The organism is Cupriavidus gilardii (genome assembly GCF_013347325.1).
In the GTDB taxonomy this organism is placed as follows: Bacteria; Pseudomonadota; Gammaproteobacteria; order Burkholderiales; family Burkholderiaceae; genus Cupriavidus; species Cupriavidus gilardii.
Genome location: NZ_CP054624.1, coordinates 1971452 through 1987232 on the forward strand (window position 1 = coordinate 1971452; position 15781 = coordinate 1987232).

Annotated in this window: 15 protein-coding genes; 10 read left to right on the plus strand and 5 right to left on the minus strand. The window is 67.2% G+C overall.

The window, feature by feature from the left end; translation table 11 throughout:
• Positions 1 to 306: 306 nt before the first annotated feature.
• Entirely contained in the window at positions 307 to 2898 is a 2592-nt protein-coding gene (gene acnB / locus FOB47_RS08905; RefSeq protein WP_174780647.1) for a bifunctional aconitate hydratase 2/2-methylisocitrate dehydratase, read from the minus strand.
• Positions 2899 to 3147: 249 nt separating this feature from the next.
• Between acnB and FOB47_RS08910 the strand changes: the two genes are divergently transcribed.
• On the plus strand, positions 3148 to 3642 hold the full coding sequence (locus FOB47_RS08910; protein ID WP_151023322.1) for a hypothetical protein: 495 nt from the start codon (positions 3148 to 3150) through the stop codon (positions 3640 to 3642).
• A 101-nt stretch (positions 3643 to 3743) separates the two neighbouring features.
• On the opposite strand, the gene FOB47_RS08915 is transcribed toward FOB47_RS08910, so the two are convergent.
• Positions 3744 to 4943, minus strand: a complete 1200-nt coding sequence (locus FOB47_RS08915) for an esterase-like activity of phytase family protein (RefSeq protein WP_244959208.1) — start codon at positions 4941 to 4943, stop codon at positions 3744 to 3746.
• 253 nt (positions 4944 to 5196) lie between these two features.
• On the opposite strand from FOB47_RS08915, the gene fliL reads away from it, so the two are divergent.
• The 8 genes from fliL to FOB47_RS08955 all read left to right on the plus strand — a co-directional run bounded on the left by fliL (position 5197) and on the right by FOB47_RS08955 (position 11457).
• On the plus strand, positions 5197 to 5676 hold the full coding sequence (fliL, locus tag FOB47_RS08920) for a flagellar basal body-associated protein FliL (protein ID WP_053823431.1): 480 nt from the start codon (positions 5197 to 5199) through the stop codon (positions 5674 to 5676).
• A gap of 141 nt (positions 5677 to 5817) precedes the next feature.
• Positions 5818 to 6825 carry a flagellar motor switch protein FliM gene (fliM, locus tag FOB47_RS08925; protein WP_053823430.1) on the plus strand — a complete coding sequence of 336 codons (1008 nt, stop codon included), beginning with the start codon at positions 5818 to 5820 and terminating at the stop codon, positions 6823 to 6825.
• Positions 6818 to 7258, plus strand: coding sequence for a flagellar motor switch protein FliN (gene fliN, locus FOB47_RS08930; protein ID WP_053823429.1), 441 nt, complete (start codon positions 6818 to 6820; stop codon positions 7256 to 7258). Before fliM ends, fliN begins: the two co-directional genes overlap by 8 nt.
• Positions 7255 to 7791 carry a flagellar biosynthetic protein FliO gene (gene fliO / locus FOB47_RS08935; RefSeq protein ID WP_053823428.1) on the plus strand — a complete coding sequence of 179 codons (537 nt, stop codon included), beginning with the start codon at positions 7255 to 7257 and terminating at the stop codon, positions 7789 to 7791. Before fliN ends, fliO begins: the two co-directional genes overlap by 4 nt.
• Positions 7788 to 8576, plus strand: a complete 789-nt coding sequence (gene fliP, locus FOB47_RS08940) for a flagellar type III secretion system pore protein FliP (RefSeq protein ID WP_053823427.1) — start codon at positions 7788 to 7790, stop codon at positions 8574 to 8576. Before fliO ends, fliP begins: the two co-directional genes overlap by 4 nt.
• Positions 8577 to 8655: 79 nt before the next feature.
• Positions 8656 to 8925 carry a flagellar biosynthesis protein FliQ gene (gene fliQ, locus FOB47_RS08945; RefSeq protein WP_023264555.1) on the plus strand — a complete coding sequence of 90 codons (270 nt, stop codon included), beginning with the start codon at positions 8656 to 8658 and terminating at the stop codon, positions 8923 to 8925.
• A 76-nt stretch (positions 8926 to 9001) separates the two neighbouring features.
• Positions 9002 to 9787 carry a flagellar biosynthetic protein FliR gene (gene fliR, locus FOB47_RS08950; protein WP_053823426.1) on the plus strand — a complete coding sequence of 262 codons (786 nt, stop codon included), beginning with the start codon at positions 9002 to 9004 and terminating at the stop codon, positions 9785 to 9787.
• A gap of 278 nt (positions 9788 to 10065) precedes the next feature.
• A complete protein-coding gene (locus FOB47_RS08955) occupies positions 10066 to 11457 on the plus strand; it encodes an MFS transporter (RefSeq protein WP_174780648.1) in 1392 nt (463 codons plus the stop codon).
• Between the two features lie 139 nt (positions 11458 to 11596).
• Here the strand turns inward: FOB47_RS08955 and FOB47_RS08960 are convergent, their stop codons facing one another.
• From FOB47_RS08960 to FOB47_RS08970, 3 genes are all read right to left on the minus strand, one after another.
• Positions 11597 to 12583, minus strand: a complete 987-nt coding sequence (locus FOB47_RS08960) for a Bug family tripartite tricarboxylate transporter substrate binding protein (RefSeq protein ID WP_174780649.1) — start codon at positions 12581 to 12583, stop codon at positions 11597 to 11599.
• 80 nt (positions 12584 to 12663) lie between these two features.
• Positions 12664 to 13479, minus strand: coding sequence for an SDR family oxidoreductase (locus FOB47_RS08965; RefSeq protein ID WP_174780650.1), 816 nt, complete (start codon positions 13477 to 13479; stop codon positions 12664 to 12666).
• Between the two features lie 77 nt (positions 13480 to 13556).
• Positions 13557 to 14435, minus strand: coding sequence for an IclR family transcriptional regulator (locus tag FOB47_RS08970; protein WP_053823423.1), 879 nt, complete (start codon positions 14433 to 14435; stop codon positions 13557 to 13559).
• A 480-nt stretch (positions 14436 to 14915) separates the two neighbouring features.
• Between FOB47_RS08970 and FOB47_RS08975 the strand changes: the two genes are divergently transcribed.
• Positions 14916 to 15779: a branched-chain amino acid ABC transporter permease gene (locus tag FOB47_RS08975; RefSeq protein ID WP_006579083.1), complete on the plus strand. Its 864-nt coding sequence runs from the start codon at positions 14916 to 14918 to the stop codon at positions 15777 to 15779.
• Positions 15780 to 15781 lie beyond the last annotated feature (2 nt).

The window sequence follows — 15781 nt, forward strand, 5'->3', positions numbered from 1 at the left end:
GCTCTTGCATTTCAATACCAAGCCTGCATGCCATTCAAGGTCAAATCACCAGTAAAAGGGCATGCAGCCTTATTCCACATACTCGGCGTTGCAGCATATCTTTGTCTGGGGGCTTGCACAACCGCTCTCCAGCGGGGCTTTAGAACAGAAAAACGTACATAGGCAATATCCGCGCAAAACAAAAAGCCTCGGAGGCTCACACCCCCGAGGCTTTTCCCAACGACAACAATTTCAATCGCAGGTTTAATTCAACTCAAACCCGGCGGCCTCGCATCGCAAAGCTGCGGTAGGCCAAATCAGCGGCTATCAAACCGTCACCGTATCTGCGACTCCCTTGAAATCCTCGATCTGATCGAAGTTCATGTAGCGGTAGATCTTGTCGCCATTGGCGTTGAGCACGCCCATGTCGGCCATGTACTCCTCCTTGGTCGGAATACGACCGAGGCGCGAGCAGATGGCGGCCAGTTCCGCCGAGCCCAGATACACGTTGGTGTTCTTGCCCAGGCGGTTCGGGAAGTTGCGGGTCGAGGTCGACATCACGGTCGCGCCTTCGCGTACCTGGGCCTGGTTGCCCATGCACAGCGAGCAGCCCGGCATTTCGGTACGCGCGCCGGCAGTGCCGAACACGCCGTAGTGGCCTTCCTCGGTCAGCTGCTTCTGGTCCATCTTGGTCGGCGGGGCGACCCACAGCTTGACCGGGATGTCGCGCTTGCCTTCGAGCAGCTTCGACGCGGCGCGGAAGTGGCCGATGTTGGTCATGCAGCTGCCGATGAACACTTCGTCGATCTTGGCGCCGGCCACGTCGGACAGCGTCTTCACGTCATCCGGGTCGTTCGGGCAGGCGACGATCGGCTCGTGCACGTCGGCCAGATCGATTTCGATCACGGCGGCGTACTCGGCGTCGGCGTCCGGCTCGAGCAGCTTCGGATCGGCCAGCCATGCTTCCATCGCCTTGATACGGCGCGACAGGCTGCGGGCGTCCTGGTAGCCCTCGGCGATCATCCACTTCAGCAGCGTGATGTTGCTGTTGATGTATTCGATGATCGGTTCCTTGTTCAGGCGCACCGTGCAGCCAGCGGCCGAGCGCTCGGCCGAGGCGTCGGACAGTTCGAACGCTTGCTCGACCTTCAGGTCGGGCAGGCCTTCGATTTCCAGGATGCGGCCGGAGAAGATGTTCTTCTTGCCTTGCTTGGCGACGGTCAGCAGGCCCTGCTTGATCGCGTACAGCGGAATCGCGTTGACCAGGTCGCGCAGCGTGACGCCCGGTTGCATCTTGCCCTTGAAGCGGACCAGCACCGATTCCGGCATGTCCAGCGGCATCACGCCGGTGGCAGCGGCGAACGCCACCAGGCCCGAGCCGGCCGGGAAGCTGATGCCGATCGGGAAGCGGGTGTGCGAGTCGCCGCCGGTGCCGACGGTGTCGGGCAGCAGCATGCGGTTCAGCCACGAGTGGATGACGCCGTCGCCCGGGCGCAGCGAGATGCCGCCGCGGGTGCTGATGAATTGCGGCAGCGTGTGGTGCGTCTTGACGTCGACCGGCTTCGGATAGGCGGCGGTGTGGCAGAACGACTGCATCACCAGGTCAGCCGAAAAGCCCAGGCATGCCAGGTCCTTCAGCTCGTCGCGGGTCATCGGGCCGGTGGTGTCCTGCGAGCCGACCGAGGTCATCTTCGGTTCGCAGTAGGTGCCCGGGCGGATGCCCTTGCCTTCCGGCAGGCCGCAGGCGCGGCCGACCATCTTCTGCGCCAGCGTGTAACCCTTGCCAGTGTCGGCCGGGTTCTGCGGCAGGCGGAACAGCGTCGACGGGGCCAGGCCCAGCGCTTCGCGCGCCTTGGCGGTCAGGCCGCGGCCGATGATCAGCGGAATGCGGCCGCCGGCGCGCACTTCGTCGAACAGCACCTCGGACTTGACCTGGAATTCGGCGATGACTTCGCCGTTCTTCAGTGCCTTGCCTTCATACGGGCGCAGCTCGATCACGTCGCCCATTTCCATCTTCGACACGTCGAGCTCGATCGGCAGCGCGCCGGCGTCTTCCATCGTGTTGTAGAAGATCGGAGCGATCTTGCCGCCCAGGCACACGCCGCCGAAGCGCTTGTTCGGCACGAACGGGATGTCTTCGCCGGTGAACCACAGCACCGAGTTGGTGGCGGACTTGCGGCTCGAGCCGGTACCGACCACGTCGCCGACGTAGGCGACCAGGTGGCCCTTTTCCTTCAGCGTTTCGATGAACTTGACCGGACCGCGCTTGCCGTCTTCCTCGGGCTGGAACGCGGCGCCTTCGCGCTTGTTCTTCAGCATCGCGAGCGCGTGCAGCGGGATGTCGGGACGGGTGGTGGCGTCCGGCGCCGGCGACAGGTCATCGGTATTGGTTTCGCCCGGGACCTTGAACACGGTCACGGTCAGGCTTTGCGGGACTTCCGGACGGCTGGTGAACCATTCGGCGTCGGCCCAGCTTTGCAGCACGGCGCGCGCGTTGGCGTTGCCCTTGTCGGCCTTCTCCTTGACGTCATGGAAGGCATCGAACATCAGCAGCGTCTTCTTCAGCGCGTCGGCGGCGACGGTGCCCACTTCGGCGTCGTCCAGCAGTTCGATCAGCGGCGAGATGTTGTAGCCGCCGAGCATCGTGCCGAGCAGTTCGGTTGCGCGGGCACGGTTGATCAGCGGGCAGGCTTCCTTGCCGAGCGCGACGGCGGCCAGGTACGAGGCCTTGACCTTGGCGGCGTCATCGACGCCGGCGGGCACGCGGTGGGTGATCAACTCCAGCAGGGCCTGCTCTTCACCCGCGGGCGGGTTCTTCAGCAGTTCGATCAGTTCGGCGGTCTGCTGCGCGGACAGCGGCAGCGGAGGAATGCCAAGCGCGGCGCGTTCGGCGACATGGGCGCGATAGTTTTCGAGCATGGGAACCTGCGGGGTGATAGAGGAATGAGGGTTAAACAACACCGTTGTGGCTGCGATTGTACGCTCAACGCGTGTCCTCGGTCAAACGTCTTATATCTTATATAAGACTTAGGACTGACGACTGCGCAGCCGCCCCTGCCCGTTACCGGGTGTAACCGCCGTAAGTCGTTGGCAACAAAGGGAAACGGCGGGCCCCGACGGCCTGGCCGCGCGGTACAACGGAGGCTGCCGAATCATGGGGAGAACGGTGTGAATGCAGCAATTTTTGCCCTGCGCCGAGGGCTGGCCGTCATGGCGGTCTGCGGCGTGACGATGGTGGGCGGCCGGGCCCACGCGCAACCGGTCGAATCCGGCCCGATGACGGTGGCAGGCACGCTGGTGGTCAACGGGCCAGTGACGGTGCAGGGGCCGGTCGAGGTCGACGGGCGCGTGCGGGTACGCGGGCCGGTGACCGGGCAGTGGTTCGAGACGGACGACGGTCCGTCGATGCGCGGGGCGCCGCAGCGCACCTTCAACGGCCCGCTGACCGTGCATGGGCCGTTGCGCGTGCAGGGCGACCTGATCGTCAACGGGCCGCTGGAAGCCGCCGGCCCGATCCGTGCCGCTCGCATCCGTGCCGACGGGCCGGCGCGGCAGCGGCAATACGGCGAGGACCGCCGCGGCTATCCCCCGCCCTACCAGCAGGGCCATCCGGACCAGCCTTATGACGGGCGCGGCTATGACGGGTACGGCTACGGGCGCTGACAAGGCGGGCAAGCATCGCCCTCTTTCGATCCCGCCGGGCCCCCGCCTTCGCGGGGACGACGAAGCGGATCAGTACGCGCCGAAGCGCCCGGGCGTCGGCCCTACTCCGGCAACACCTCGAACGCCAGCACCTGGGTGACCTGCGTCGCGTTGAAGTTGTTGTCGGACACCAGCACCAGGCTGTCGCGGCCATTCGGCAGCTTCGGGCCCCAGGCCATGCCCTCGATGTTGTCGACCGTCTTCAGTCCCAGCGTGTTCAGGTTCTGCACCAACCGTTTCTGCACCGGCACATAGCTGGCGCCTGCCAGCCGGTCCAGGCCGCGCACGTCGGTCGCGCCGCGGATATCGATCTGATACAGCCGCACATAGGTCGTGAAGGTGCCGTCGGCACCCTGCACGCCGGCGCGCTCGAGCGTCAGCAGCCGGTTGTCGTCGATCGCCAGGATCTCGGTCACGCCGTTGTCGGCGCTGCGTCCGGGGGCCGGGGCCGCCGGAATGGCGTCGAGCGGATAGACGTACTGCGCCAGCACACTGCCGTTGCGGTCGTAGCGCAGCAGCCGGGACACCGAGCCGGACGACGGCGTCGGCAGGGCACCGTCCTGATACAGCGGCCCTTCCATGCTGACCCACAGCGACTTGCCGTCGGCCGACAGTGACAGGCCTTCGAACGTTGCGTTGTTGCGCGAGCCGGTTTCCTGCGTCGGCGACATCCGGAACGCCGCCGGCAGCGGCAGGGTGCCGGTCAGCAGACCGTCGAGGTTGGCCCGGGCGACGAAGGGGTCGAGACCGAGCGCGCGATCTCCCTCGCTGGTCCACCACAGGCTGCGGGTCGACGGATCGAAGCGGATGGCCTCGGGATCGGGCACCACGCCGCCGGCGGTGCGATTGGGAAAGGCGCTGCCATCGGCCTGGCGCAGCGTGACGACGCTGGCGATCTGCACCGGCTGCAGGCGGGCCATGTCATAGCTGAGCCGCGCGGTATAGAAGCGCGCCGGCTGCTTGTCCGAGCGGTCGTCCGAGACCAGATACCAGAGCTGGGACGCGGGATCGTAGTCGATGCCCGACAGGCCGCCCACCGTGGTGCCGCCGACCTGCAGGTCGTTGGGCAGCGTCTGCTCGCCGATCAGGCGGACCGATCCGACCGAGCGCCGCGGGCTGTCGTCATTATCCTCGTCGCCTCCGCAGGCGGCGGGCAGCGCGGTCCACATCACCAGCGCGGCCAAACCCAACAGGCGGACCCCGGCACGGCCGGCGGGCGCGGCGAAGGAACGGAAGGCGGAAGGGACAGCGGAACGACGCATGCGCGGGCTCTCCAGGGAAGGAAAATCCCGCGAGTCTGGCCCTTGGCAATGACCCGCCGATGACAAGCCGAGTGCCGCCGGCTCAAGTTCCGCCGTCCGCCAACGTTAACCCGTGAGATGACCGTCCGCCGCCGCCGACGGTCGCTCCCGCTCGACTCAAACGGCCAAGCTGAGCGGGTTTCCCCCTTTTTTTCGGCCCATTGCCCGCCACCGATTCACCGAGAATGGCGTGGCATTCCGATACAGGCATCTCATGGCGAAAACGCTCACGACTCCCCAGGCATCCGGCTCCAGCAAGCGCGGGGTGCTGATTCTCGCCGGTGTCGCGGTCGCGGCCGTGCTGGGCGCGGGAAGTTTCTTCCTCGGCAGCCTGCTGAACAACCGCGCACCCGCCGCGCCGGCCGCCCCCGTGGTACCGGCGCCGATCTTCGTCGCGCTCGACGCCTTCACCGTCAATCTGAAGGGCGAGGACGGCGACCGCTTCCTGCACACCGGCCTGTCGGTCAAGGTGGCCGACACGCAGACGCAGGCGCGCATCGCCGAATACCTGCCGGAAGCGCGCAGCCGCATTCTGCTGTTGCTGTCGGCCAAGCAGCCGCCGGAGCTGTCGACCGTCGAGGGCAAGCAGAAGCTCGCCGAAGAAATCAAGCAGGCGCTGGCAAGGCCGTTCGCACCGGCGCTGCCGAGCCAACAGATCGTGGATGTCCTGTTCACTTCCTTCGTGGTGCAGTAAGCCCGTGCCCTGCCCCGCTTGCCAACCCGATATGAAGCCGACCACCCGACTCTCGCCCGCCGATGCGCACCTCGCGCGCGCCCAGGCCGGCGTGCGTGCGGCGCTTCTCTAATCCAGTCGTTCATTGGGGCAGGACACTAAATGGCTTACGACAAGTTCCTCTCGCAGGATGAAGTAGACGAGCTGCTCAAGGGCGTATCCGGCGAAGCCGAAACACCCGAGGCCACCGCGCCGGTCGCCGAAGACGGCGTGCGGCCTTACAACCTGGCGACCCAGGAGCGCATCGTCCGCGGCCGGCTGCATACGCTGGAAATCATCAACGAGCGTTTTGCGCGCCAGCTGCGCACGGCCCTGTTCAACTTCATCCGCCGCGGCGCGGACATCTCGGTCGGCTCGATCCGGATCGAGAAGTACGGCGAGTTCGTGCGCAACCTGCCGGTGCCGACCAACCTGAATCTGGTCCACATGAAGCCGCTGCGGGGCACCGCGCTGTTCGTGTTCGACCCGAATCTGGTGTTCCTGGTCGTCGACAACCTGTTCGGCGGCGACGGACGCTTCCATACCCGCGTCGAAGGCCGCGACTTCACGCAGACCGAGCAACGCATCATCCGCCGGATGCTGGACCTGGCGCTGGCCAGCTATGGCCATGCCTGGCAGGCGGTCCACCCGATCGAGTTCGAATACGTCCGCTCGGAGATGCACACCAAGTTCGCCAACATCGCGATTCCCAACGAAGTCGTGGTGACCACCGCCTTCCATATCGAACTGGGCGCGGTCGGCGGGCAGCTGCACGTCTGCTTCCCGTACTCGATGATCGAGCCGGTGCGCGATCTGCTGATGAACCCGCTGCAGGATGAAGTCGAGGTCGACAAGCGCTGGCTGCAGCAGCTGTCGCAACAGCTGCGCGCCGCCGAGGTGGAGCTGGTGGCCGAATTCGCGCATCTGCGCAGCACCGTGGCAGAAGTGCTGGCGCTGCGCGCCGGCGACGTGCTGCCGATCGAGCTGCCCGAGAACGTGATCGGCAAGGTCGACGGCGTGCCGGTCATGCAGTGCAGCTACGGCACGATGAACGGCCAGTACGCGCTGCGTGTGCAGCGCATGTTCAATCATCAAGACAGCGATTCCAACAAGGAAACCGACCATGACTGACGGCAAAGAGGACAAGCCGGCCGATCCGATGGACGACTGGGCGAGCGCCCTGGCCGAGCAAACCAGCGCGACCGCTGCGCCTGAGCCCGCCGCCGCCACGGTGGCGACGGCCACGCCCGCGGCCGCGACGGTCTTCCAGCCGCTGGAGCGCGAAGCGTCGAGCGGCTTCCACAACGATATCGAGATGATTCTCGATATCCCGGTGCAATTGACGGTCGAACTGGGCCGCACCAAGGTACCGATCAAGAGCCTGCTGCAACTGGCGCAAGGTTCGGTGGTCGAGCTCGACGGCCTGGCCGGCGAGCCGATGGACGTGCTGGTCAACGGCTATCTGATCGCGCAAGGCGAGGTGGTGGTGGTCAACGACAAGTTCGGCATCCGCCTGACCGACATCATCACGCCGTCCGAACGCATCCGGAAGCTGAACAAATGAAACCCGCTCTGGGCCGCGCCTTGCGGCCCGCGCCGGGCACGCGCTCGTACGCGGCCCGCTCGATCTGCGGTGCGGCGGCCGGCCTGCCGGTTCTCGCCCACGCGGCGGACGCCGTGACCGGTGCAACCGGCGCCGGCGCGCTGGCCCAGGCCGGTCTCGGCCTGTTCGCGATCATTGCGCTGATCCTCGGCCTTGCCTGGCTGGCGCGCCGCGCCGGCCTGGTGCGGCATGTACAAGGCGGCGTGATGAAAGTCGTCGGCAGCACCAGCCTGGGCGCACGCCAGCGCCTGCTGCTCGTCGAGGTCGGCGACACCTGGCTGGTGCTCGGTGTCAGCGCCGGCGAAATCCGCACGCTGCATACGCTGCCGGCCGGCTCCGCGGCGCCCGGCGAGGCAATCGCCGGCATCGGCGGCATGGCTGGCATGGGCTCGACGCCCACGTCGCCCCAGGCCCCGTTCGGCGACAAGGCCACCTTCGCGCAGAAGCTGCTGCGCTCGATGCAACAGAACCTGCAACAGACCCTGAAGTCATGAACACCTTGTACGCCGCCAGCCGGCGTCGGTCCGGAGCGCCGCTGACGCTGGCGCTCGGCCTGCTGCTGGCCGCCGCTCTCGCATTCGGCACCGATCCCGCGGCCGCGCAGGCCCTGCCGGGCATCGTCAGCCGCCCCGGCCCGGGCGGCAGCCAGACCTGGTCGCTGTCGGTCCAGACGCTGGTGCTGCTGACCTCGCTGTCCTTCCTGCCGGCCGCGCTGCTGATGATGACGGGCTTCACCCGCGTGGTGATCGTGCTGGGCCTGCTGCGCACCGCGCTCGGCACGGCGACGTCGCCGCCAAACCAGGTGCTGATCGGCCTGTCGCTGTTCCTGACGTTCTTCGTGATGTCGCCGGTGCTCGACCGCGTCTACACCGAGGCCTACAAGCCGCTGTCGGAGAACCGCATCAGCCTCGAGCAGGCCGCCGAGCGCGCCGCCGCGCCGATGAAGGCGTTCATGCTGAAGCAGACCCGAGAGAAGGATCTGGCGCTGTTCGCGCAGATGGCCAAGACGCCGGAGATGCAGGGCCCCGAGGACGTGCCGCTGCGCGTGCTGGTGCCGGCCTTCGTCACCAGCGAGCTCAAGACCGCGTTCCAGATCGGCTTCACGATCTTCATTCCGTTCCTGATCATCGACCTGGTGGTGGCCAGCGTGCTGATGGCGATGGGCATGATGATGGTGCCGCCGGCAACGATCTCGCTGCCGTTCAAGCTGATGCTGTTCGTGCTCGTCGATGGCTGGCAACTGCTGCTCGGCTCGCTGGCGCAGAGCTTTCTTACCTGACGTTGCAGCGCCGAGCTTCCCGACCTGACGTTCCAGACCTGATGTTCCACGCCGACGCCGCAAGCGCACCGGAGGCCCAATGACGCCGGAAACCGTAATGACCATCGCCACCCAGGCGATGAAGATGACACTGCTGCTGGCGGGCCCGCTGCTGCTGGTCGCGCTGGTCGCCGGCCTGGCGATCAGCCTGTTCCAGGCCGCCACGCAGATCAACGAAATGACGCTGTCGTTCATTCCGAAACTGCTGGCGCTGTTCATCACGCTGGTGCTGGTGGGCCCGTGGATGATCAACACCTTCGTCGACTACATGCGCGAGGTGTTCGAGGGCATTCCGGGGCTGGTGCGCTGAGGCGGCTGAGCGCGCCGCAGAGAACGACCCAGGCAGCGACGCAACTGACGACAACCAAGCCAAGAGGCGAGACGCGATGGTATCGGTGACCACGGCCCAGCTCTACGAATGGATCGCCGCCTTCCTGTGGCCGCTGTTCCGGCTGCTGGCGCTGATCGCCACTGCGCCGCTGTTCGGCGAGGGCACCATTCCGCGGCAGGCGAAGATCGGCCTGGCCGCGCTGATCGCGATCGCGGTCTCGCCGACCATCGAGAACCTGCCGGTGGTGCCGGTCTATTCCTTCGACGGCTTCCTGCTGATCCTGAACGAGATCGGCGTCGGCATCGCGCTCGGCTTCACGATGCGGCTGGTGTTCGCCGCGGTCGAATACGCCGGCGAAATCATCGGGCTGCAGATGGGCCTGTCGTTCGCCTCGTTCTTCGATCCGAGCGCCGGCGGCCAGACCATGGTGCTGGGCCGCTTTCTCGGCATTGTCGCGATGCTGCTGTTCCTGGCGATGGACGGCCACCTGCTGATGCTGGCCACGCTGGTCGACAGCTTCTCGGCGCTGCCGATCGGCGGCACGCCGCTGTCGGCCGATGGCTGGGCGGCCGTGGCCCGTGCGGGCGGCACGGTGTTCTCGTCGGGGCTGCTGCTGGCGCTGCCGCTGGTGGCCGCGCTGCTGACGCTGAACCTGCTGCTGGGCATCCTGAACCGCGCGTCGCCGCAGTTGTCGATCTTCGCGGTCGGCTTCCCGGTCACGCTGGCCGGCGGCCTGCTGTTGCTGATGCTGGTGATGCCGCAGATGAACGTCTATATGTCGCATCTGATCGAGACGGGGCTGTCGTCGCTCGAGAACGTGCTAGGCCAGCTGGCGCGCTGATCGAGGACACCGCCACGGCGCCGGTTGCGGGCGCGGGTGCCGACTTGCGCCGCCATGTCTGCATTGTCTTGCCCCAAACGCGGCATGCGCGCGTGATGCCAGCGCGCGCGATATACCACAACGCGGCGATTTGCGGGCGCGCGGCGCTGCGCCGATAATGTCGCCGCCCGGCGCCTGCCAGCATCGGCCGGGCCGTCGGTCCGCTCGCCGCGGCGTTCTTGAAGCGCGATCGCACCGGCCGGCCAGCCGCCATCCTCGCCTTCCCCGCCGTACCGTCGATGCATTCAGATCAAGGTCTTCCCTATCCGCAACGCCAGTGGGCGATCCTGACCGTATTCTGCGGGCTGATCATGGCCGTGCTCGACGGCTCGATCGCCAATATCGCGCTGCCGTCGATTTCCCGCCAGCTCGGCACCGACCCGGGCCACACGATCTGGGTCGTCAACGCCTATCAGCTGACGGTTACCGTCTGCCTGCTGCCGTTGTCCTCGCTTGGCGACATCCTCGGCTACAAGCGTGTCTACCGGATCGGCCTGGCCACCTTCCTGGTCGGCTCGCTGCTGTGCGCGCTCTCGGTCAATCTGCCGATGCTGGTGGCCGCGCGCGTGCTGCAGGGCATCGGCGGCGCCGGCATCATGAGCGTCAACACGGCGCTGGTGCGCTACATCTATCCGCCCACCAAGCTCGGCCGCGGCATCGGCCTCAATGCGCTGGTGGTCGGCATCACGACCGGCATCGCGCCGTCGGTCGGCGCGCTGATCCTGTCGTTCGCCAGCTGGCAATGGCTGTTCGCGATCAACGTGCCGGTGGCAATCATCGCGCTGAGCCTGAGCCGTTGGGCGCTGCCGGTCACGCCGCCGCAACCGCGCCCGTTCGACTATCCGAGCGCGCTGCTGTCGGCGGTGGTGATCGGCCTGTTCGTGCTCGGCGTCGACGGCCTTGGCCATGACGGCCTGCGCCGCGCCGCGATCGGCGGGCTGGTCGCGGCGCTGCTGCTCGGCTGGTGGCTGGCGCGGATGGAGCGCGGCAAGGCGGCGCCGCTGGTGCCGGTGGACCTGTTCGCGAGCCGCGCCTTCTCGCTGGCGGTCGGCACATCGTTCTGCTCGTTCATGACGCAGATGCTGGCCTTCGTCGCGCTGCCCTTCTATCTCGAATACCAGCTCGGGCGTTCGCTGCAGGAGACCGGGCTGTTGATCACGCCGTGGCCGCTGATGGTGGCGGTGATGGCGCCGCTGTCGGGCCGGCTGTCGGATCGCTTCCCTGCCAGCGTGCTGGCCGGCCTGGGCCTGGCGCTGCTGTGTACCGGACTGGTGCTGCTGGCGATGCTCGACCGGGGCAGCAGCAGCATCGATGTGCTGTGGCGCATGGCGATGTGCGGGCTGGGCTTCGGCCTGTTCCAGTCGCCGAACAACCGCGCGATGATCGGCGCGACGCCGCCCCATCGCAGCGGCGGCGCCAGCGGCGCGCAGGCGACCACGCGGCTGCTGGGGCAGACCACGGGCACCGCGGTGGTGGCCCTGCTGTTTGCGCTGGTGGGGACGTCGGCATCGCGCACGGCGCTGGGCGTGGCGGCCTGTGTCGCGGCGGTCGGTGCCGCGGTCAGTCTGGCGCGGCTGCGCGGCGAGCCGGACCGGCTGGCGGAACGGGCTACGGCCGCGCTGGAGGAATAGCAGAAGGATCGGCAGCGCGAAGGCGCCCACCTCACCGCCGCATGCTCCCGCTCCCGCGTGCGGGAGCGGGGAGAAAAACACCGCGACGAGATTGGTTCGAGCGGTCTGATGCTTCCTCCTCGCGCCCGTGCCCCGCTCCTTACTGCGGGGTCGTCCCCGAATCCTTGACCACCTTCGCCCACTTCGCGATCTCGGCCTTCTGGAACGAGGCCAGCGCGTCGGGAGTGCCAAGCACCGGGTCGAGCCCCAGCGTCTTCAGCTTGGCCTGCACGTCGGGCAGCGTGAAGATCCGGTTCAGCTCGGTATTGAGCTTGGCAATGACGTCCTTCGGCGTGGTGGCCGGCACGAAGATCGCGAACCACGAGTCGGCCTGGAAGCCGTTCAAGCCCTGCTCGGCCAGCGTCGGAATATCCGGCGCGGAGGCGGAGCGCTTCAGGCTGGTCACGCCCAGCGCGCGCAGCTTGCCCTCCTTGATCACCGGCAGCGCCGACGGCAGGTTGTCGAACATCATCGTGATATGGCCGCCCAGCAGGTCGGGAATCGCCATCGCGCGGCCCTTGTAGGGCACGTGCGTGATCTTGACCCCGGCCACGGTGTTGAACAGTTCGCCCGCCACGTGCGGCGAGGTGCCGATGCCCGGCGTGCCGAAGCTCAGCGCGCCCGGCTTCGCCTTGGCCAGCGCGATCAGTTCCGCGGTAGTCTTGGCCGGCACGCCGGGGTGGACCACCAGCACGTTCGGCGTGGTCGCCAGCAGGATCACCGGCGCGAAATCCTTGACCATGTCGTACGGCAACTTGCTGTAGACCGCGCCGTTGATCGAATGCGTGCCGACCGTGCCGAGCGCCAGCGTGTAGCCGTCGCCCGGCGCGCGTGCCACTGCTTCCGCGCCGATATTGCCGCCCGCCCCGGGCTTGTTGTCGACCACTACCGGCTGGCCCCACGACGGCGAGATCTTCTCCGAGACGATGCGGGCCAGCGTATCGGGCGCGCCGCCGGTCGGGAAGCCCACCACGATTCGGATGGGCCGCGCGGGGAAGGTTTCTGCATGGGCCGCCGGCGCGGCGAACGCGGTGGCAAGCACCGTGGCGAGCACGGAGAGTGCGCCGGTGAATCGGGTAATCCGCATGGTCTTTGTCTCCTTTGTGTTGGACGCTTGTTCGGTCTCTATCGGTCAATCAGCATCGGTTATCGGCGCGCACCGGAAGGTCATGGCTTGCCGATCGCGCCGAACTCGCTGATGACCTTCTCCTGCAGCCGCCGCATGCCCTTGAGCCAGCGGTCGTAGTCCTGGCCCTTGCGGCGGTAGTACTCGAGCACCTCGGGATGCGGCAGGATCAGGAAGCGTTCGTCGCGCATGCCTTCCAGCGTCACCGCGGCCACGTGTTCGGCCGTGACCGAGCCCTCCTGCAGGAAGCCCTTGCGCTCGCCGTTCTCGCCGAACAGCATCTTCGTCTGCACGCCCTGCGGGCAGATGCAGCTGACCTTGATGCCGCGATCGCCGTAGGTGATCTCCAGCCATTCGGCGAAGCCGATTGCCGCGTGCTTGGTCACCGCATGCGGTGCCGAGCCGATCTGCGACAGCAGGCCCGCCGCCGACACCGTGTTGACGAAATAGCCCTCGCCCCTCTCCAGCATCTGCGGCAGCACCGCATTGGCGGCGTGAATGTGGGCCATCACGTTGATCTCCCAGATGCGCTGCCATTCGTCGGCGGTCGCGTCCAGGCCCTTGCGCAGGATGATGCCGGCATTCGAGCAGAACACGTCGACCTGGCCGAAGCGGCGCGTCGCCTCATCGGCCAGCGCCTGCACCGCGGCGGCGTCGGCGACGTCGGTGCGGCAGCCAAAGGCCTGGCACGACGGCGCGAGTTCGGCCGCTTCCGCCGCAACCTGCTGCGCGCCCCGCTCGTCCAGATCGGCGACCGCGATGCCGCGCGCGCCGGCCCTGGCAAACGCCAGTACCAGCGCACGGCCGATGCCGGTGGCGCCGCCCGTGACGATGACGGTCTTGTTGCTGATCTCCATGCCTGTCTCCTTGTGTTGATGATTGTGGTGGTCGAGATGTCGTGGGTATTGGTGATGGTCCGGATGGCCAGGTCCGCTCAACCGTGGACGCGCCACAGCCGTCCCTGCAGCGACTCGGCAAGCTGGCGCACGCGCGGACCGAGATTGGCTTCGAGAATTTCCGGGGTCAGCCGCGAGGCCGCGCCGCCGATATTGATCGACAGCACCTCGGTGCCGCCTTCCAGCACGACGGGTGCGGCGGCGCCGCTGACGGTGCGGTCCCATTCGGCATGCGCGACACAGAAGCCGCGCCGGCCGTAGTCGCGCATTGCACGGTCAAGCTTGCCGCGGATCGTCGGCCAGCGGGTCTGATAGTGGCGCTCCAGTTCGACGAGCATGCTCGCGCGCCGCGCCGCGGGCAAACCCGCGAGCCAGGCGCGGCCGATCGCCGAGGTCGCGATCGGCAGGCGCGAGCCCGGGGTCAGCCGCATCACCAGCGCGCCGCGCGGTTGGCACACTTCGAGATAGACCATCTCGTGGCGGTCGGGCGTGGCAAGGGCAACGGTGCAGCCGGTGGCGAAGGCCAGCGACTGCATCAGCGGCTGCGCGACCTCGCGAATGCCGGAGGTCGCCAGATACCGATGGCCCAGCACCATCGCGCCCTGGCCCAGCCGGTACTTCTCCAGCGACTCGACGTAGACCAGATAGCCGAGCCGCGTCAGCGTATAGGTCAACCGCGACACCGTCGGCCGCGGAATGCCGGTGCGGCGCGACAGCTCGGCATTGCCGAGGTAGTCATCGTGCGGGCCGAACGCGCGCAGCAGATCGAGACCGCGCGCGAGCGCCGTGACGAAGCTGCGGTCCTCCGCTTCCCCGGGACTTCCGGGGCCCGCGTCGGCGGCATCGCGCAATGCGCTCGCCGGCACCGGCGAGGGCGGCTCGGCGACAACGGGGATCACGGTGGCGGTGCGCTTCATGTTCGGTGCAGGCGGAGAGTCGAGGCGGCGACGGCAGCAGAGCCGCGAGCTGCAGCGGCGGCAAGAAACAGGGAAAACCCGCGTGAATTTTCAGCCGGCGGCATCGGCAAAAACCGCTGCGGCGCCGGGCCGGAAAGCCCTATTTCGCTGTGCGAAAGACTATTCCGTATTCCTTGACTGTGCCTCAAGCCCTATGCAACAGTCAACGAAAACGAACGATCGTGCGGAGACGCTGCGACACGCATCGCGGCGGTCAGTCACGACACGAATAACCGGTATGAAAGCTGGGCATTTTGCGGCCCGGCACGACCGTTTCAGGAGACCGTCATGCAACCCTTTCCGACGCGCGCAAAGCCGCGCAGTTGACCCCCACATCGGTTGACCGGCAGTCCGCGTTTTATCGCGGCGCTGTCCTGCCGCGCGCATCGGTCCGCCGAAGCGTGCTCCCGTTTGCGATTTCGATCTGCATGAGGTGAGTCGGTGTCAATGTTCTTCCAACAGTTTCTGAACGGGCTGACGCTCGGCGGGGTCTACAGCCTCGTCGCGCTCGGCCTGACGCTGGTCTACGGCATCCTGCACGTACCCAACTTCGCGCACGGCGCCTTTTACATGGCGGGCGCCTACGTCTCGTATTACATGATGACGTCGCTGGGCGTGAACTACTGGCTGGCGATGGTCGCCGCGGCGCTGGCCGTCGCGGTGCTGTCGATGCTGGCCGAGCGGCTCGTCTTCCATCCGCTGCGCAACGCGCCCGAGCTGCACGACATGATCGCGGCGATCGGCATCCTGCTGTTCCTCGAGGCCGGCGCGCAGGCGCTGTGGGGCGCCGACTTCCATCGGATGCCGACGCCGTACGGCCAGCTGGTCGAGGTGTTCGGTCTCACTGCGCCGCTGCAGCGACTGCTGATCATCGCCGCGGCCTTCACGCTGATGGTGGTGCTGCATCTGTTCCTGACCCGCACGGTGACCGGCTCGACCATCGTCGCGATGGCGCAGAACCGCGAAGGCGCGGCGCTGGTCGGCATCGACGCGACGCGCGTGACGCTGCTGGTGTTCGCGATCTCCGGCGCGCTGGCCGCGATCGCCGCGACGCTGTATGCGCCGATCAATCTGGTCTATCCGGCGATGGGACACCTGGTCATCACCAAGGCCTTCGTGATCATCATCCTCGGCGGCATGGGCAGCATCCCCGGCGCGATCCTGGGCGGCCTGATCATCGGCATGGCGGAGAGCTTCGGCGGCTTCTACGTGTCGACCGACTACAAGGACATCATCGCCTTCGTGCTGCTGGTGATCATCCTGTCGATCCGGCCGCAGGGCCTGTTCGCCGGCAAGGCGGCCTGACG